Source organism: Streptomyces sp. NBC_00328, from assembly GCF_036139655.1.
Classification (GTDB): domain Bacteria; phylum Actinomycetota; class Actinomycetes; order Streptomycetales; family Streptomycetaceae; genus Streptomyces.
The window spans coordinates 8,914,972-8,933,013 of the sequence record NZ_CP108013.1 but is presented as its reverse complement, the minus strand read 5'-3'; the positions used below and the strand labels follow the sequence as shown (position 1 = coordinate 8,933,013).

Annotated in this window: 14 protein-coding genes; 6 read left to right on the top strand and 8 right to left on the bottom strand. The window is 71.6% G+C overall.

The annotated features are described in order from the left end of the window. Positions 1 to 131: 131 nt before the first annotated feature. Entirely contained in the window at positions 132 to 1,289 is a 1,158-nt protein-coding gene (locus OG485_RS39245; RefSeq protein ID WP_328673389.1) for a serine/threonine-protein kinase, read from the bottom strand. A 418-nt stretch (positions 1,290 to 1,707) separates the two neighbouring features. Here OG485_RS39245 and OG485_RS39240 point away from each other — a divergent pair, with 418 nt between their 5' ends. Then, on the top strand, positions 1,708 to 2,862 hold the full coding sequence (locus tag OG485_RS39240; RefSeq protein ID WP_328673387.1) for a S1 family peptidase: 1,155 nt from the start codon (positions 1,708 to 1,710) through the stop codon (positions 2,860 to 2,862). A 230-nt stretch (positions 2,863 to 3,092) separates the two neighbouring features. Further along, positions 3,093 to 3,923: an aldo/keto reductase gene (locus OG485_RS39235; protein WP_328673386.1), complete on the top strand. Its 831-nt coding sequence runs from the start codon at positions 3,093 to 3,095 to the stop codon at positions 3,921 to 3,923. A 153-nt stretch (positions 3,924 to 4,076) separates the two neighbouring features. Here OG485_RS39235 and OG485_RS39230 read toward each other — a convergent pair whose 3' ends face one another. Beyond that, the gene (locus tag OG485_RS39230; RefSeq protein WP_443048863.1) at positions 4,077 to 6,887 is read right to left on the bottom strand and encodes a hypothetical protein; all 2,811 of its coding nucleotides are present in this window, start codon (positions 6,885 to 6,887) and stop codon (positions 4,077 to 4,079) included. 252 nt (positions 6,888 to 7,139) lie between these two features. After that, positions 7,140 to 8,555 carry an alpha/beta fold hydrolase gene (locus OG485_RS39225; RefSeq protein WP_328673384.1) on the bottom strand — a complete coding sequence of 472 codons (1,416 nt, stop codon included), beginning with the start codon at positions 8,553 to 8,555 and terminating at the stop codon, positions 7,140 to 7,142. 579 nt (positions 8,556 to 9,134) lie between these two features. Between OG485_RS39225 and OG485_RS39220 the strand changes: the two genes are divergently transcribed. Further along, on the top strand, positions 9,135 to 9,782 hold the full coding sequence (locus OG485_RS39220; protein WP_328673383.1) for a TetR/AcrR family transcriptional regulator: 648 nt from the start codon (positions 9,135 to 9,137) through the stop codon (positions 9,780 to 9,782). Positions 9,783 to 9,991: 209 nt separating this feature from the next. Next, on the top strand, positions 9,992 to 11,230 hold the full coding sequence (locus OG485_RS39215; protein ID WP_328673382.1) for a carbohydrate-binding protein: 1,239 nt from the start codon (positions 9,992 to 9,994) through the stop codon (positions 11,228 to 11,230). 176 nt (positions 11,231 to 11,406) lie between these two features. On the opposite strand, the gene OG485_RS39210 is transcribed toward OG485_RS39215, so the two are convergent. Next, positions 11,407 to 11,769, bottom strand: coding sequence for a DUF1330 domain-containing protein (locus tag OG485_RS39210; protein ID WP_328673381.1), 363 nt, complete (start codon positions 11,767 to 11,769; stop codon positions 11,407 to 11,409). Positions 11,770 to 12,229: 460 nt separating this feature from the next. On the opposite strand from OG485_RS39210, the gene OG485_RS39205 reads away from it, so the two are divergent. Next, a complete protein-coding gene (locus tag OG485_RS39205) occupies positions 12,230 to 13,051 on the top strand; it encodes a maleylpyruvate isomerase family mycothiol-dependent enzyme (RefSeq protein ID WP_443048862.1) in 822 nt (273 codons plus the stop codon). 47 nt (positions 13,052 to 13,098) lie between these two features. On the opposite strand, the gene OG485_RS39200 is transcribed toward OG485_RS39205, so the two are convergent. From OG485_RS39200 to OG485_RS39190, 3 genes are all read right to left on the bottom strand, one after another. Next, complete coding sequence (locus OG485_RS39200) at positions 13,099 to 14,973, bottom strand: glycoside hydrolase family 15 protein (protein ID WP_443048976.1); 1,875 nt, start codon at positions 14,971 to 14,973, stop codon at positions 13,099 to 13,101. 123 nt (positions 14,974 to 15,096) lie between these two features. Continuing rightward, positions 15,097 to 15,618: a hypothetical protein gene (locus OG485_RS39195; protein ID WP_328673379.1), complete on the bottom strand. Its 522-nt coding sequence runs from the start codon at positions 15,616 to 15,618 to the stop codon at positions 15,097 to 15,099. 134 nt (positions 15,619 to 15,752) lie between these two features. Beyond that, positions 15,753 to 16,172, bottom strand: a complete 420-nt coding sequence (locus OG485_RS39190; protein ID WP_328673378.1) for an ATP-binding protein — start codon at positions 16,170 to 16,172, stop codon at positions 15,753 to 15,755. A 403-nt stretch (positions 16,173 to 16,575) separates the two neighbouring features. On the opposite strand from OG485_RS39190, the gene OG485_RS39185 reads away from it, so the two are divergent. Further along, on the top strand, positions 16,576 to 17,250 hold the full coding sequence (locus OG485_RS39185; RefSeq protein ID WP_328673377.1) for a hypothetical protein: 675 nt from the start codon (positions 16,576 to 16,578) through the stop codon (positions 17,248 to 17,250). Between the two features lie 255 nt (positions 17,251 to 17,505). On the opposite strand, the gene OG485_RS39180 is transcribed toward OG485_RS39185, so the two are convergent. Beyond that, on the bottom strand, positions 17,506 to 17,997 hold the full coding sequence (locus tag OG485_RS39180; RefSeq protein ID WP_328673376.1) for an FBP domain-containing protein: 492 nt from the start codon (positions 17,995 to 17,997) through the stop codon (positions 17,506 to 17,508). Between the last annotated feature and the right edge of the window lie 45 nt (positions 17,998 to 18,042).

Below are 18,042 nucleotides of genomic sequence, written 5' to 3'. Positions count from 1 at the left end.
CCTCGCCGGGTCACGCCCACCCGCCCCCCTACCGGGAACCGTCGGGCCCACCCCTCGCCGCGCACGGTCAGGCCCGCGTGCCCGTGCCGGGCGCCGCCCGCCCCGCACCATCACACCGGGCTCCGGCCCACTCAGGAGCCGGCGGCCGGCTCCGTGGGGGCGGGAGCTGACGTGCTGACGCCGCCGGTCGAGCCCGGCTCCGGGGTCTCCGCGGAGCTGCTGTCGGGCGAGAACACCGCCACGCCCACGAGCACCGCCAGCAGGAAGACCACGGCTCCGGCGGCCGCGCCCACGACTCTTCGCCGGTCGGCGAGGAGTTCGCCGACCCCCGAGCGCGGGCGTCGGCGCGCCCGGTGCCCGCCGCCCGCGGTGTCCCTCAGCACCGACGGCAGAGCGTACGTGGTCGCGGGGCCCGTGGCCCTGACGGCCTGCCGGTGACGACCCGGCTCCGGCATCACCGCCGGGAGCGGCTCGGCACGCCCCTGCCAGGAGCCCGAGCCGTACCAGGCGGCCGCCTCGAGCGCGGTGGGCCGGTCCTCGGGCTGCTTCGCGAGCAGGCCGAGCAGATGGTTCTCGAAGGCGGGCGGCAGATCGGCGCCGAGCTCGCGCGGCGGAGTGGGGGCGGTGTCGAGATGGTGGTGGAGGACCGCGACAGGGCTGCCTGCCTGGAACGGCGGCCGTCCGGTGAGGAGTTGATACAGGACACAGCCCAGCGAGTACATGTCGGAGGGCGGCCCGGCGGTCTTGCCCAGAGCCCGTTCGGGGGCCAGGTACAGGCTCGTGCCGACGATCTGCCCGGTCGCGGTCAGACCGCCCGCCGGATCGTCCATGAAGCGGGCGATCCCGAAGTCGCCGATCTTGACACTTCCCTCGGCGTCCAGGAGCAGGTTGCCCGGCTTGATGTCCCGGTGCACGATGCCCTGTTGATGCGCGGCGGCCAGCCCCGCGGCGGCCTCGGCCGCGATCCGCGCGACCCGGTCGGCGGGAAGCCTCCCGGCATCGTTGAGGACACCGGCGAGACTGTCGCCCTCGACCAGCTCCATCACGAGGAACAGCCGGTTCTCATAGGCCCCGAAGTCCAGAACACCCACCACATGGCGATGGTTGAGCAGGCCCGCGGTCTGGGCCTCCAAACGGAACCGGGCCGCGGCCGTCGGGTCGGCGTCCTGGGAGAGAAGCAGTTTCACGGCCACGGACCGGCCGATCATCTCGTCGTGGGCCCGCCACACCTCCCCCATCGCGCCCCGCCCGAGAGTGGTCTGCAGCCGATACCGCCCCGCTATCAGCACTTGTGCTTCATCCTCACGCCGTTGGGATTCCGTCGATCGCCACGGGTCGATTCCCTACCGAGCATGAGTGATCATCGGGGCGCCGCAGCAGGTTGAGCCTACTGCCAACACGATGGTGATCAGACGCTGTTCACCCTCGGCCTCAAGATCACGGAGAACCGTTCGGTGCGCCACAGGGCACTGACGGAAAGTGACTCCGCGAACCGCTGCGGGGGCAGGCCGACGACGACCCGGGAAGCAGCCCGGCGGCCGGACGCACCCGAAGCCCCGCACTTCGGGCCGCCCCGGGCGAGCGGTGCATGCATTGGTATGGACCTGGCAAGGACCTCCCACTACCCTCGTTCACGCAACTCTGAGAGCGCTCTCTCCTGCCCTTCGCCCCACTCACCGACCATCGGATCGACGAAAGGCAACTCCCGTGAGACGCACCACAGTTCTGCGCATCGCCTTGTCCGCCGGCCTGCTCGTCAGCGCCGCGACGCTCGGACTCACCCAGGCCGCGGCCGACGAGGCCCCCCTCACCGCCACGACATCCCGGGCACCCGCCTCCTCGGCCCTCGTCTCGGCCATGCAGCACGACCTCGGACTCACCGAGCGGCAGGCGACCGTCCGACTCGCCCAGGAAACAGCCGCACGCGGCGTCGAGGCCACCGCCCGGCGCGTGGCCGGCGCCGCCTACGGCGGCTCCTGGTTCGACGCGAAGAGCGGCAAGCTCGTCGTGGCCGTCACCGAAGCCGCGTCCCGGGACGCCGTGGAGGCGACCGGCGCGCGCGTCACCCTCGTCGAACACAGCCAACGGCAGCTCGACGCCACCATGGCACGCATCGACGCGCTCCACGCACCGGCCGGCGTGGGCAGTTGGCACGTCGACCCCCAGGCGGGCTCCGTCGTCGTCGATGTGGTGTCCTCGCACCAGGATGACAACGATGTCCGGTCCTTCGTCGCCCGCGCCCGGGCGGCAGGTCCCGTCGTCGTGCGGCAGACGGACAAGGCTCCGAGGACGTTCGCGGCCGGCACGGTGGGCGGTGACCCCTACTACACCGGCAACGTCCGCTGCTCCATAGGCTTCTCCGTGTACGGCGGCTTCGTCAGCGCCGGGCACTGCGCCCAGCCGGGCGCCGCCGTCCGCGGCTGGGACGGCAGCTACATCGGCAACTTCCAGGGCTCCTCGTTCCCGGACAACGACTACTCCTGGGTCAACGTGGGCAGCGGGTGGTGGACGGTACCCGTCGTCCTCGGCTGGGGCACCGTGTCCGACCAGCTCGTCCGCGGCTCGGGCGAGGCGCCCGTCGGAGCGTCGATCTGCCGCTCCGGCTCGACCTCCCACTGGCACTGCGGCACCGTCCTCGCGAAGAACGAGACCGTCAACTACAGCCAGGGCGCGGTGCACCAGATGACCAAGACGAGTGTCTGCGCCGAACCCGGCGACTCGGGCGGCTCGTTCATCAGCGGCGACCAGGCACAGGGCGTCACCTCCGGCGGCTGGGGCAACTGCAGCAGCGGAGGCGAGACCTGGTACCAGCCCGTGAACGAGATCCTGAACCGCTACGGGCTCAGGCTGCACACGGCCTGACCCGGCCGCACCGGCCCGCTCGTCCGCCGAGCGGGCCGGTGCACCCGCGAGTCGTCCGGGACGCGTGGCGCGGCACGCGCCGGCCTTCGGCCCCGGCTTCCGGCTTCCGGCTTCCGGCTTCCGGCCGAGCGGGCCGGAGGTCCTGCCGGTGACGGCGTGCCCGCGTCGCCGCGGCGGCGGCAGCCGTGCACCATGGGCGGGTACCTCTCGCAGCTTCGGAAGGGCTCCTCGTGATCAGCATCCCGGGCCGCACGGCCCACGACGGTACGAAGGTCCCGGCTGTCGGCCTCGGCACCTGGCCGATGGACGACGCGCAGGCCGAGGAAGCGGTGAGCCGCGCGCTCGGCATGGGCTACCGGCTCGTCGACACGGCGGCCAACTACCGCAACGAGACCGGCACCGGACGGGGCGTCGCCCGCTCCGGCGTCCCTCGTGAGGAGATCGTCGTCACCACCAAACTGCCGGGCAGGCACCACGGCTACAAGGAGACGCTCGCCTCCTTCGAGGAGTCACGGGTCCGTCTCGGACTCTCCTACGTCGATCTCTACCTCATCCACTGGCCCCTGCCCCGCGTCGACAAGTACGTGGACTCCTGGAAGGCGATGATCGAGCTCCGCGCGGCGGGCCTGGTGCGGGCGATCGGCGTCTCGAACTTCACGGCCGAACATCTCGGCCGGCTGGAGGCGGAAACCGGAGTGGTGCCCTCGGTGAACCAGATCGAGCTCCATCCCTCGCTTCCCCAGGACGAGTTGCGCGCCTTCCATGACGACAGGGGCATCATCACGGAGAGCTGGAGTCCCCTGGGCCGCGGCTCCGCCCTCCTGGACGACCCCGTGCTCGGAGAGATCGCCGAGACCCACGGTGTGACGCCCGGCCAGGTCGTGCTGCGCTGGCACACACAGCTCGGAGCTGTGCCCATCCCCAAGTCCGCCGACCCCGGGCGGCAGCGGGAGAACCTCGACATCTTCGGGTTCGAGCTGACTCCCGCCGAGATGACGGCCGTCGGCGACCGCCCGCGACGGCGCCTCGGCGGCGACCCCACGACACACGAGGAGTTCTAGAAAACGCGAGGGTTCCGCGACGCAAGGCCGCTTCAACGCCTTGAGGGCTCAAGGGCTCAACGATTCAGTGGCACTTGAGCACCCGCACCGCGCGCCGGCCGGACCCGGGTCCTCTGGACCCGGGTCCGGCCGGCGCGTGGGCCGGCGCGCGGGCTACGCCGCGTCGCGCACCGTGCCGGTGAACTCCGGCCCGTCGTGCCGCGTGCCGTTCTCCTCGTCGTAGACCCGCAGCCGCAGCCGTACCGTCTCCGCGGGCTCGGTCACCGTGTCCGCGACGACGGGAATGGTGATCTCGGTGCTCGTCCGGCCGGGCGGAACGTCGGGGTACAGGGAGAGTCCGCGCAGCCGGGACAGGGGCCGTGACGGCAGCGGTGCCTCGCCGCTGTTGTTCCGCAGCCACTGGGGATCGACGTCGGTGGTGGACAGTTCGGCGCCCGAGGTGACGGGCAGGATGACGACGTCGGCCGCGATCTCCACGTCGGCCGCCGCGGAGAGGGACATCCGCCAGGTCAGTCTCCCGCCCTCGACGGCACTGGCGGCGGCCGGGGTCACCTCGACGGTGGGCGCCGGATCGTCGTTCAGCGCGGTCACACCACCCCGGTAGGCACCGGTCACGGCGCCGTGGACCGCCTTCACGAAGATGTCGTGGGAGACGTCGTAGCCGTAGCGCGTGTTGCCCCGGACCTCGACCGGCACCTCGGGGCTCTGGCCGCCGGGCCGTACGGTCACCTCGCGCGAGGTGGTCCGGCCCGTGTCCGGGTCGGCGACGAACAGCCGGACCGTGCCCTTCCCCTGCCCGGTGACCTTCACCGGAACGTGGTAGGTCCGCACGCCCGACTCGCCCTCCGCGACGCTCAGCCGGCCGATGTCGACGCGTACCAGGTCCGCGGCCCGGACCGCGGGGGTTCCGCCGCGCCATCCCCACGCGTCGATGAGCCACGCCTGTCCGGAGCCGGTGCGCGGGACGATCTCCAGGGACTTCACCCGGTGTGGATCGACGCCCGCGCGGAGGGCGGCGGCCAGCGGCAGCCGGACCTCCTGGCCCCAGAAGGAGGCGGTGCGGTCGGTTCCGGGCAGGCCGTCGAGACTTACCCGCCCGAGGGTCGCCCGGTGGCCGGAGGTGTCGGTCAGGCCGATGTCGAACCGGGCGTCCCTGGTGTTCGGCGGAACGATCAGACGCAGCGCCAGATCCCGGGAGCCGGCGATCGAGACCGGTCTCGCCGAAGTGACCCGGACCGTGTGACCGGCGGACGTCCATCGCAGTGCCACGGCACGCCGGCCCGGCTCCCGCGACGGCGCCCAGGTGGCGAAGTGCGGCGAGAAACCGCTCCGGCCCGAGCCCAGGCAGGCCGCCGACACGGTCTCGGTCACCTCGTCGCACAGCCTGCCGCCGCCGACGGAGACCTGTCCGTCCGGCAGGAACGCCGGAGTCCGGCGTCCGCCGACCGCGTGGGTGAGAACCCGGACGGGACCGGCGGAGGGTGCTCGCCGCCCCGAACCGTCGAGCAGCGGCCGTACACGGTCGTCACCGGCGACGAACAGCCGCGCGGCGGCGGCGATGTATGCCGCGCCGGCGGTCTGCTGCTGACGTGCCGTCAGCCTCGTGGCGGTGCCGGGCGAGCACACCCGGTCGGGCTCCCCGTTCCAGAAGTCGTCCTCCGCCGGTGCCTGGGCCTGGCCCGGGGTCCACTCGGCGTTGAAGAAGTTGTGGTTGGCGCCGACCATGTAGACGGCGCTGTGCAGCGCGGCGCCGCGGCTGACTCCGCGTGTCGCGTCCACGTACATCTCGCCCTGGAGGTCGGACACATCGCCGTCGCAGCCGGGCAGGATCGTCGCGGAGGGGACGTCGGGCGCCGGGTTCTGCCCGAAGATCGTGGGGCCGATGAGGACGGTGCCGCGGATGCGCCAGCGCACCGGCCCGTGATAGCCGTCCTGGTCGGCCGGGGCGCCGTACAGGCTGTCCATGGCTGCCCGGTTCACGCCCTCGCCGCCGCGCGAGTGCCCGATCAGCAGGACGCGTGACAGGTCCGCGGGAGCCGCCCGCCGTACGATCGGGGGCGCGGAGGCCGGGTCCGCGGACCAGCCCGCCCAACGGGCCAGGTGCTGCCGCACCAGCGACGACCGGGCCTGCGCGCCGCCGTCCTCCGCCGCGTAGTCCTGTCCGTTGATGCCGTTGGCGGCGATGGACACGGTCACATATCCCTGCGAGGCCAGCAGCTTCTGGTCGGCGAGGTAACCCCGGTAACTCGGAATGGGCCTGCTGCCCGCCGGGCAGGGCCATTCGCCACTCGGGTCGTGACCGTGGCCGTAGCAGGTGGCGTGGCGGCCGTGCAGGAACAGGGCCAGCGGCCGGTGTCCCGAGGCGTTCGTGGGCGCGACCACCACGGCGCGCATCTCCACGCGCTCGGCCAGGCCGGGCAGGCGGACCGAGGGGAGCTTGTAGTTACCGGTGGCCGTCCGGTAGGAGCCCGGCCTGCCGGGGTCGACGGCGTTCACCGGCAGCCGGGTCGAAGGCTGGGCCGACAGGCCGGACGGTTCCCCGGGCCCCTTCGGCCCGACGGGCCGGTTCCGCCCGGCGCCCACCGCGTCCAGGCGCCGTTCGCCGGTCCGTGCCTGGAGGTCGGACGGCTTCCCCAACCGTGCCGGACCCAGCGCGAGCCGGAAGGAGCGGCCGTCCGGAGCGCCGACGGGACGGCCGAGGAACCGGTCCCCGGAATAGAACGCGACGCCCGAGTCACTGATGGGCACCGGCTCGGCCGAGCGCCAGAGCAACTGTCGCGCCGCTCCCTCTCCGGTGAGGCTCCACCCGGCGGGAAGCCCGGCGTCGGCGTCCTCGGCCGAGGTCGATTCCATGGACCGCGCGGAGCCGGCGGTGTTGTGCTGTGCCTGGGTCGATCCTGGCGATCCCGCGACAGCTGCGAGCAACACCGCAGCGACGACCCCTATTCGCCGGACACGGAACAAGATTCTTCTCCTCCTGGTCGGCATGCGCCCCCGTCGCCACGTCGGTCCCGAAGGGCTCCCCCGTCCCACGAGGACGGATGAGGGGGCCGGGGGGTTGCCTCGCGCCGGCGGTGTTCTTCCTTCCCAACTCCCCTACGGCGGAGCGGAGTCGAGCATTCCAGCCAGACGGAGGGTGCGCGTGACGCTCTCTTTCGCGGCCACGCGTGCGGGCCCCGGCACCGGGGATCGGCGCCGGGGCCCGCACCGGACACATCAGGGCTGGAGGGGCATCGTCCAGCAGTTGGAGGTGGTGCGCTCGCCGGAGAGACGGTCGGTCAGCCAGGAGATGGCGTCGCCCTGGTCGGTGAGGAGGGGTGCGACATGGTTGAGGAGCAGTCCGTCGCCGAGGTTCGGCAGGACGATGGCGTCGTACGTGATGTCGGCGCCCTTGCGGCACCAGTCGACGGCGAGTTGACGTGCCTGGGCGTGCGGAACGATGTCGTCCTGGACGCCGGTGACCAGGCGTACGGGACTGGTCGGCTTGAGATTGCCGATGCGCTGGTCGGCGAGCGTGGCCTGGAGGGCCGGTGTGCTCGCGACGAGGTCGCTGACGGAGTGGCCGTCGGTCGTCCAGGAGGTGCTCTTCTTGAACGCGTATCCGAGGATCGCGTCGCCGACGCACATCGTGGAGAGGTCGTTCAGCGCGGCCTTCCCGGCGGCGTTGATGTGGGCGTCCGCGAAGCCCTGAAGATCGGGGTCGGACTGGAGGAAGCCGTTCAGGGACCAGCCCAGGGCGCCGGCGAGGGCGCTGCCGTCGATGCCCTTGATCACCTCGGTGAGGTTGGCGGGCGGTGCGCCGGAGTAGGTTCCGGCCAGGGTGATGTCCGGGGCGTAGGACGGCTGGAGTTCGGCCGCCGACGCGCTGGCACCGCCGCCCTGGCTGTAGCCGAAGAGGCCGACGGGTGAGGCGGAGGTGACCGATGTTCCGGCCAGCGCGCGGGCCGCGCGGACGGCGTCGAGCAGCGCGTGGCCGCCGTCGAGACGGTCGACGTACGTGTGGAGCCGGTCGGTCGCGCCCAGCCCGACGTAGTCGGTGACGACCACCGCCACGCCGGAGGCCAGGAGCCGGTAGATGGAGAGGTCCTCGTAACCGACCGAAACCGTCTCGTCGTTCAGGCTGATCGGGTGTTCGAGACCCATGGAGGCCGCGCACTGGTCGCCCTGGCCCATGGTGCCGGGGGCCACGGCGACCAGGGGGCGCGGACCGTCACCCTTCCAGTGGGCCGAGGGCTCGATGTAGGCGCCGGTCACGGCGACGGGCCGCCCGTTGGAGTCGGTCGACTTGTACATCAGGCGGGTGGCGGTACCGGGGAGCGGACCGTCGAGGCCGGGCAGGCTGAGCGCGAGCGGGAGGGGTTCGCTGCGGATCAAGGCGCCGTTGGCCGCGGGGAGGTTCGCGGGCGGCGTGTAGAACGCGGGGATGGTCACGCCACGGGACACCACGTCGCCGGTGCCGGCCGCCGCCGCAGGGATCGCCTGGACGCTCAGACAGGCGAGTACCGCGAGTGCGGTGGCGAGGAGGCGGCCGCGGTTCCGTGCGACGGGCCCGGGGCGGTTGGAGGGCAGATCCCGTTCCGGACGTCGGCCGGACACCGGACGCGGCTGATGGGTGCTGTGGGGTCGTTCCATGCGGCTCACTCCCTGCTTCGTCAAAACGTGGGGGTCGTGCGGGTGGCCGACGGCGTCAATGGCGTGACGCCGGGTGTGGCTGGGGGCCGGCCGGGGGCCGTCACCGCAGGACTGCCGGTGACGGTCACGGGTCGGTGAGGGGGGGGGAAGAGCGGTGCCGGGATGCGGAGTTCGGGCAGGACGGGACCCCGCCCGGCCGCATCGCGGAGGTGGACAGGACGAAGACACCGTCGGACGCGCCGTCGGCCGGGCGGCGCGTGGTGCGGCGTCCGCCCGCACGTCGTCCGACGTGCGGGCGGGGCGGCAGGGCTCGGGGGTCGTGTTCGGCGGAGCCCGGGGGCTCGTGGCTGCGGCTCCGTCGTTCCGTACTGCGTCCCGCTGTCCCGTGCCGCCCTGTTCCTGTATCGGTTCCCGGCAGCGGCGGACGTCGAAGTCCCGTTCGACGTCCGCTAGTTACTCCCGAGTCACATCAGGAGAGTAGGAGCGGATGTCACTCAGTGACAAGATGTCTGCGTGCGCCATTTCCGAACGGCTCGCTATGCTGCCCCCGGTCGGACAGACAGGGGTGGTGGGGCGACGGTGCGCGAAGCGGCACCCGCAGACCGGGCCACGCAGGCCGCGGCGGCCGCGCGGCCGTCACTGGGCGAACGGCGCAAGGAGGCCCTCCGTCTCGACATAGCCCGTGAGGCCGTGCGCCTGTTCGTCTCCCAGGGCGTCACGAACACCACGGGGGACCAGATCGCGGAGGCGGTGGGCGTCTCGACCCGCACGCTATGGCGTCACTTCCCGACCAAGGAGAGCTGCGTACGCCCGTTACTGACGGCGGGACTCGACGCGGCGACGGATCAACTGCGGCACTGGCCGCCGGAGACCGGCCTGCTGGACTTCCTCACCCGCTCCTGCCGCCACGGGACACTGCCGTCCGCCGACCCCGCGGTGCTCGACCTGATCCGCATGACCCCCACCGAGCCGGCGCTGCGCGCCGTCTGGCTCCAGGCCCACGACGACGCGCTACCCGTCCTCACCGAAGTCCTCGCCCGGCGCTCCGGCGGGAGCACCGACGATCTGCGGGTCAAGGTGCACGCGGCCACCGTCAACGGCGCGCTGCGCGCGGCGGCGGAGGACTTCGCCGTGCGTTTCGCCGACGAGGCGCAGGTCTCGGAGGAGGACCTCGCCGCATGCATGCACGCCGCACTCCGCGCGGCATCCGAGGGCCTGCCGTACTGACACCGTCAACGACCCGCCAGGACCCAGTGGTTGGAGCCGCGAGCCGCATACGAACCCCCTGCGAGCCGCATGCGAGCCGTACGGGAACGGCGGCCGGGTAAAGATTTCACCTGGTCTAGTCCAAAGACCCATTTGGTCTAGTCCAACATATTGACGTGATCGCGACAGAGCCCGGAAGCTGGGGACTCCCCCACCCCTCTGGAGGCACAGTGAGACGTCTTCGCGCATGTCTGGGCGCGGCTGCCGCCGTGAGCCTGGCCGCGGTCGGCACGACCGCGCTCGTCGCGGGCAGCGCCTCGGGCGCGACCACCGCACTCAGCAACCGCTGGTACGCCGCCGCCCCTTACCTGATGCCGCTGGACAACGATCCGCCGGACGCGGCCGCCATCATGGACGCGACCGGCCTCAAGGCGTTCCAGCTCGCTTTCGTCCTCGCCCCCAACGGCGGCGGCTGCTCGCCCACTTGGGGCGGAACGGCAGCGGTGTCCTCGGACACGGCCGTGCAGTCGGTCATCAACACCATCCGGGCCAAGGGCGGCGACGTCTCCATCTCGATCGGCGGCTACGGCGGCACCAAGCTCGGGCAGACCTGCTCGGACGCGGCCTCCACCGCTGCCGCGTACCAGCAGGTCATCACCAAGTACGGCCTGCACGCGGTCGACTTCGACCTCGAGGAGCCGGAGTACGAGAACACGGCGGCCATCAAGAACGAGATCGGCGCCGCCAAGATCCTTCAGCAGAACAACCCGGGCCTGTACGTGTCCGTCACCACGGCCGGCACGGCGGACGGAACGGGCTGGTTCGGCAAGCAGATGCTGCTGGAGGCTAAGGCGCAGGGCTTCACCCCGAACAACTTCTCCATCATGCCGTTCGACGGCGGCTTCAACGGTGCCGCGTCCCAGACCGGCGCGCTCGCCAACTTCAACACGATCCTCCAGTCGACCTTCGGCTGGGACCAGGCGACCGCCTACGCCCATGAGGGCTTCTCCGGCATGAACGGGCGCAGTGACACCGGCGAGTACTTCTCCCAGGCCGACTTCCAGACGGTGCTGGACTTCGCCACGAACCACAGGATGGACCGGTTCACCTTCTGGTCCCTCAACCGCGACCGCCAGTGCTCCCCCGCCGACAACGGCGGTCGTACGTCGGGCACTTGCTCCAGCGTGGCCCAGAACTCCTGGGACTTCGCGAAGTACTCGGTGAAGTTCGCCGGCGCGACCCCGCCCACCGGTACCCCCACCCCGACGCCCACCCCGACCCCGACGCCCACGCCCACGCCCACGCCGCCGAGCAGTGCCTGCAGGACGGCCTGGAACTCGGCCACGGTCTACACCGCCGGCAACGAGGCTTCGTACAACAACCACAACTGGAAGGCCAAGTGGTGGACCCAGAACGAGGCACCGACCGGCGCCGAGTGGGGTCCGTGGCAGGACGAGGGCGCCTGCTGACCACGAGACGGGCTCCGGAGCGGTTCCTGACCGGCTCCTGACGGGACGGCCCCACGGGCGCCCGTCCGGCTCCGCCGGCCCTCGGCCCTCGGCCCTCGGCCCTCGGCCCTCGGCCCTCGGCAGGACCGTACCTCCGAGGGGACGGCGTCACCCGGGATCCGGGCGGTGCCGTCCCCTCACCGGGTGGCCCCGGGGCCGGCACGCAGTGCCTCCCTCATCGCCTTCGCGGTGGCCGTCGGGTCGTAGCCCTCGGGCACGCCCGGGACCAGGATGATGTCCCCTTCGATGTGCCGCGAGCGCAGCGGGGCGATGTCCCGGTACGCGGGTGAGTCCCACCAGGCACGCGCCTCGGTCATGCCGGGGAAGCCGATCACGACGACATGGCCGGGCCAGCCGCCCTCCACCACCTCGTGCTGCGTGGCGTGCACGAGGAAGCGGCCGCCGTACGGTTCGAAGGTGGCGCCGATCCGCTCGATGTACTCGGCGATCTCGGGGTGCGGTGCGGCTTCCCGCAGGTGGGCTATGGCGTACGCGGTCATGGCATCCCTTCCGGCCGTTCCGGGCTCCGTACGCGGACGACCTTGCCAGGCGCGCGGGAGGACGTCGATTACCCAGGAGGTAAGCGGCCCGTGACGGTCACCCGCCACCCCGGACGCGGCACCCGCGACGGCGTTGCGCTGGGCTCGTTCCTGGCCGGACCGGGGGACGCGTCACGGTGACCGTCAGCCGCGCGCACTCCATCGCCACGGAACATGTGAAGATCCTCTGGCAGCGCACCAAGAGCCGCCCGTCGTGCGGCTGACACGGCACGACGACGACGGCACAAATGACCGCTTTTCCGCCGCGGGCCCGCCTCAGAAGTGCGTTCTCCCTGTTCAGGGTCTTGTCTCTGCCGCCGATGCCTGGTCTTCTGTACGCCCGGTGGGCAAGTGGCGCCTCGCCCCATCACGGTCTGCCCGCGGCCCGGGTGAGGAGGGGCCGGCAGGAGAGGCGAACGACGTGGACCCAGTGGCTGGGCAGGACGTGCGGAGGAAGCTGCCCGAGGGACTGGGTGCGGCGCTGCACGAGACCGCCGAGGACATCGCCGCGCTGCTGCGGGCCGACGCCGACATGGAACGCCGGATCCCCGGGGCCACCTGGAGTGTCGGCGAGGCGGCCGCACACCTGGCGCTGGCCAACGAGCTGATGGCCCAGCTCGCGGCGGGACACGCGCGCCCCTACGGGGACGGCACCCCGCAGAGCCTCGCCGGGGCCAACGAACGGTCGCTGGCGGAGTTCGGTGAGCGGCGGGCCGAACCCCTCGCCGCGATGATCGTCGAACACGCCGACGCCTGTGCCGCGTCACTGGGCGAAGGCATCCTGGAGGGACCCGTGGTCACTCCGCTGGGCCCGATGAGTCCGGCGGAGCTCGGGGCGTACCTGCTCACGCACATGCTCGGCCACGGCTACGACCTCGCCCGCGCGCTGGGGCGGCCGCACATGCTCGACCGGGCCCGGGTGGAGCTGACCCTGCCGTTCCTGCTCACGGCGATGCCGCGGGTGGCCGAACCGCGCACCACCGCCGGCATGAACGCCCGCTACGCCATACGGCTGTGGGGCGGCGACGCGTTCGGCGTGACACTGGCCGACGGTGTGGTGACCGTCGACGAGCGGCCACCGGCGGGACCGGACTGCACCATCTCCATCGAGCCGGTCACCTTCCTCCTGATGGCACTCGGCCGCCAGGGGCAGGTGAGCCCCCTTCTCCGCGGCCGCATCCTCGTCCGTGGCCGCAAGCCCTGGCTCGCGCCCCGCTTCCCCGGCCTCTTCACCGCGCCCTGAGCGCACCGCCCCGTACGGGACCGCTCTCCGCGCCCCTCCCGCGGGGGTCAGCCGAGCCTGCGGTCGAGGTTGAAGGCGGCGCTGATCAGGGCGAGGTGGGTGAAGGCCTGGGGGAAGTTGCCGCTCTGTTCGCCGGTGTGGCCGATCTCCTCCGCGTAGAGGCCGAGGTGGTTGGCGTAGGTGAGCATCTTCTCGAAGGCGAGCCGGGCCTCGTCGAGACGGCCCGCTCTGGTGAGTGCCTCCACGTACCAGAACGAGCAGATCGAGAAGGTGCCTTCCTCGCCCTGGAGACCGTCGGGGCTCGTCTGCGGGTCGTAGCGGTAGACCAGGGAGTCGGAGACCAGGTCCTCGCCCAGGGCGTCGAGGGTGGCGAGCCATTTGGGGTCGGTGGGGGAGATGAACTTCCCGAGCGGCATCATCAGCAGCGACGCGTCGAGGATGTCGCTGTTCTCGCACTGGGTGAAGGCGTTGCGTCGGGTGGACCAGCCCTTGCTCATGATCCGCTGGTAGATCGTGTCGCGGGCTTCGCCCCAGCGCAGCACGTCGGCGGGCAGGCCACGGTGCCGGGCCAGCCGCATGGCACGTTCGATGGCCACCCAGCACATGACGCGGGAGTAGAGGAAGGGCTTACGGCCTCCGCGGGTCTCCCACACTCCCTCGTCGGGCTGGTCCCAGTACTCGCACACCCAGTCGACCAACCCCCGGATGTTGTCCCAGTGCGCGCTGGAGAGGGGCTGCCCCCACTTGTCGTAGAGGTAGAGGCAGTCGACGAGGGCGCCGTAGATGTCGAGCTGGAGCTGGCCGACGGCGCCGTTGCCGACGCGTACGGGCGCGGATCCGCGATAGCCCTCGAGGTGGGTCAGCTCGCGTTCGGGCAGGTCACGGCGCCCGTCGATGCCGTACATGATCTGCAGCGGGCCGTCCGGGCCGATGTCCTCCGGTATACCGGTCTGGACGTGCTCGGACAGGAAACCCATGAAGGCCTCGGCCTCGTCGGTGAAGCCCAGGCGCAGCAGCGCGTACACACAGAACGCGGCGTCGCGGATCCACACGTAGCGGTAGTCCCAGTTGCGCTCACCGCCGATCCGCTCGGGCAGGCTGGTGGTCGGCGCGGCGATGATGGCGCCGGTGGGGGCGTACGTGAGCAGTTTCAGTGTGAGTGCGGAACGGTGCACCATCTCCCGCCACCTGCCCCGGTAGCGGGACTGCGACAGCCAGTGCCGCCAGTAGCGCACGGTGGCCTTGAAGTCCCGCTCGGCCTCCGTCACGGCGCAGAACCGCGGAGCCACCTCGTCGGTGATCCGGTCGAGGGCGAAGACCGCGGACTCGCCCTCGCGCAGCTTGAACAGCGACCACACGTCCTGCCCCGCGACCTCGACCGGCACCGTGGACGTCAGGGCCAGCTTGAGCGCGGGTGTGGTGAAGACGGCCTGGCCGGAGTCGACGTGCACGGTGTGCGGGACCGTCCCGTAGGCGAAACGGGGGGCGACGCGCGCGCGAAACGGCAGGGTGCCCCGGACGCACACCACACGGCGGATCAGGCGGTGCCGGCCGGCCTCGCGCGAGTCGTCGACGACCGGCATGAAGTCCTGGATCTCCCCGACCCCGTCGTCCGCGAAGAACCGGGTGATCAGCACATTCGTGTCGGGGAAGTAGAACTGCTTCGTACGTGCCGGAACGTCCGCGGCGAGTTCGAAGCGGCCGCCCCGGTCGGCGTCCAGGATCGAGGCGAAGACGCTGGGCGCGTCGAAGCGTTCGGGGCAGTACCAGTCGATGGTGCCGTCGGTGCCGACCAGCGCCGCGCTGCGCAGGTCGCCGATCAGGCCGTGGTCGGCGATCGGCAGGTAGCGGGGGGTGCCCGCGCCGTACGGGCCACCGGGCGCGCCATGGGTCCCGCCGTCGGCTCCGACCCCGGAGTTCATGTCCGCCGTGCTGGCCATACCGGCCTCCTCTGGGCCGTCACCCGAGCCTCCCCCTCCGCTCCAGGCTAACGAGTCGCCCGCGTTCGGGGGTGTTCATGATTGTTCATGGGTGTTCGCGCGTGCTCAGTGCAGGACGACCTTGGCGGCGACGATGATCAGGCCGAGGGCCAGGTTGACGAAGCCCTCGGCGACGACCAGCCCGCGGGAGGCGCCGGCGCGGACGGCTCCGAGGCACGCCCACATGATCTGCTGGGCCACGGCGATGCCCAGGGCGATCCACAGGCCCGTGCCCACGCTCGCCCCGAAGACGGCGCTGAGGGCAACGCCGGCGGCGGGAAGGGTGGCCGCCTCGACGATGGACCACTCGTGCGTGCCGATCCGGCGGATCTGGCGCAGCGACCAGCGCTGGCCGACGATGCGTTCCCCGGCGATCTGCGCGTAGACATGGGTCGCCCAGAACACCAGGCCGGTGACCATCAGCAGCACGACGGCCTGGAGCCGCGGGTGCTCCCCCGTCGTTCCGGCCGTGGCCACCACGGAGGCGGCCAGGATGGAACCGTAGATGGCGCCCGCGTAGTCGGTCCGCTGGTGTTCCGGCCGGTGTGCGCCATCCCCGCGCTCGGGCGGAACGCTGGAGCCACTCACCCGTTCACGATAGGCGGCGGGCCGGGGCCACGCCCGGCGGGCGGGGCCGTCCGGGCGGACTCCGGCGGAGTCGGGCGGAGTCGGCGGACTCTCGTCGTACGCAGTTCGAGGTGGCGGCGGGGAGGAAGCGGGCCTCAGCCGCCGTCACCGCGCTGCCGGGCGCCGGACGGCCGGAAACACGCCGTGACCGTCTTCCCGTGCCGCTGGCGTTTCATGTCCCACTCGTCGGCGAGCATCCGCACGATGCCCACCCCGCGGCCGGACAGCGCTCCCGGCTCCGGGTCACGCTGGACCGGCGGTGTGGAGTCCTCGTCGTGGACACTCACGTGCAGGCAGTCGCCGTCCCAGGTGAGAACGAGATGCGCGTCGCTCCGGGCGTGGATGTGGGCGTTGGTGAGCAGCTCGGACACCGTCAGCACGACCGCGTCCACCGTCTCGGGCTCCTCCGCCGTCCACGCCAGGGACTCCAGGTGCCCACGGGTCCAGCGTCGCCCGGCGCTCACCCCTCCGGAGACCGGGAACGAGTGCGCCCAGCCCATCGCCTTGACCGCCATGACGCGACCTCGCTTCCGCCGGTGTCGTCCGTGCCCCTCGTACGGGTCGTGTACCCACGGGACATGCGTACAGTCAGCACCGTCCCCGATCGCTTCGGCACATCGCGGCGGCCCTCCACGCCTGCCCCGCCGAGGAGTTCGGGCAGGGCCTTCATGTGCTCGGGACGGATCCCGGACGGAGCGGAGGGAGTCGGTCCCGCCGAACGACCCGAACTCCCCTTTGGGGCGAACCCGCACGCGAAAGGAACAACGGGCCAACACTGTCCGTACTATCTGTAAGCCGGGGCATACGCACCATGTGCGGTCGCCCAGCCATGCAGCCCGGTCGACACCAACACGCCCTGCCCCACGGCACCTTCCCGGTGTGTTCATGTGCGACCGCGCATCGAAGAGAGGTTCCATCGTGCCCGACACCAAGACTCCCACCGAACTGACATCGCAGTACACGGCCCAGGTGGTCGCCGACCTGGAGCGCAACGCCAAGGAACAGGAGCGCATCGGTGGGGAAATGGAGGCGCTTCAGGAGCAGTTGAACGCTCTGCGCCACGACCACGCCGTCCTGACCAACCTGCATCAGGCGCTGGGGGCCACCACCGCGCCCGTCGAGACCGGCCCGGAGCCGACGGCGGCGACCTCGGTGCCCCGTCAGAAGACTCCCGGCAAGTCCGCCGAGGGCAAGCGCCGGACCAGGAAGGCCGACAGCGCGAAGGCCACGACGGCACGGACGTCCGCGGCCGGGAAGCCCGCGGCCGAGGCCGCCTCGACGCAGCCCACCCTCATCGAACTCATCCGCCGCTATCTCACGGAACAGCGGGAACCGCGCTCCGCCGCCGAGGTCTCCACGGCACTGGGCCAGACCCACCCCGAGCGTCGCATCCAGACCAATGTCGTCCGGACCACCCTCGAGAACCTCGTGGCCAAGAGCCATGCCCACCGCGCCAAGCAGGGCACTTCCGTGTTCTACACGGCCGTCGACGCCGAAGAGCCGACGCCCGGCACGGAACAGCCGGCGAAGGCGAAGTCGGAGGAGAAGACGGAGGAGAAGGCCAAGGCAGAGGCGAAGACGGACAGCGCCTGAACGGATCGCCCCCGGTTCGCCGTGCGGGACTTGCGCGTCCACGCGGCCTCCCGGGCCCTGCGGGCGAACGGTCAAGCACTCGCGAGGACCCTCGGCGTGTGTCCCGCGCGACCACGCACCACACCCCTTGATGCGCCCTCTCCCGAGGCGGTCCCCGCCACCGCGCGGACCTGACGAGGTCCCGCGGGAGCCGGTGAAGTCCGGTGCCGCGGCCGCGGCGTTCGCGCCGCGGCCCGCCGCCGTCCGACGCACGGGTCAGGCCGTCACCTTGGCGATGAACGCCGCGAGGTTCGCAACGGTCCGCTGGATCTTCTCCTCCAGCGTCAGCGACTCGCGCATCCGCCCGCCGGCGCCCGCGTCCCGTTTGCCGCGCACATACAGCGAACAGGCGAGGTCGCTGCAGATGTAGGCACCGACCGAGTTGCCCTGCTGCCCGGCCTTCCCCGCCTTGGGCGCGACCATCAGGGAGACGCCTCCGGTGTGGGTGGTCACACACATCGAGCACATGCTGCGCCGCAACTGCCCCACCGTCGCACCGGGGCAGCGCAGCACGAGGCCCTTCAGACCGTCACCCGACTCGGCCACGACGTAGGCGCGGTCGGGCGCCTGGGGGTCCCGCCAGCCGAGGTAGTCCAGGTCGTCCCAGGGCCGTTCCGCCAGGTCGCGCGGGACGGAGAGGCGCTTCGCCTCACCCTTGGTGCAGTTCACGAACGCGGTACGGATCTCTTGCTCGGTCAACGGCTTCATAAGACTCACGGTAATTTGCCTAAAAGCTTTAGGCAAATGCATAAT

What these genes read in the sequence shown, in the direction of transcription:
- OG485_RS39210 (WP_328673381.1), bottom strand. Translation starts at nt 11,769, where the DNA reads ATGACCGCGTACGCCATAGCCCACCTGCGGGAAGCCGCACCGCACCCC.
- OG485_RS39180 (WP_328673376.1), bottom strand. Translation starts at nt 17,997, where the DNA reads ATGAAGCCGTTGACCGAGCAAGAGATCCGTACCGCGTTCGTGAACTGC.
- OG485_RS39200 (WP_443048976.1), bottom strand. Translation starts at nt 14,973, where the DNA reads ATGAACTCCGGGGTCGGAGCCGACGGCGGGACCCATGGCGCGCCCGGT.
- OG485_RS39190 (WP_328673378.1), bottom strand. Translation starts at nt 16,172, where the DNA reads ATGGCGGTCAAGGCGATGGGCTGGGCGCACTCGTTCCCGGTCTCCGGA.
- OG485_RS39225 (WP_328673384.1), bottom strand. Translation starts at nt 8,555, where the DNA reads ATGGAACGACCCCACAGCACCCATCAGCCGCGTCCGGTGTCCGGCCGA.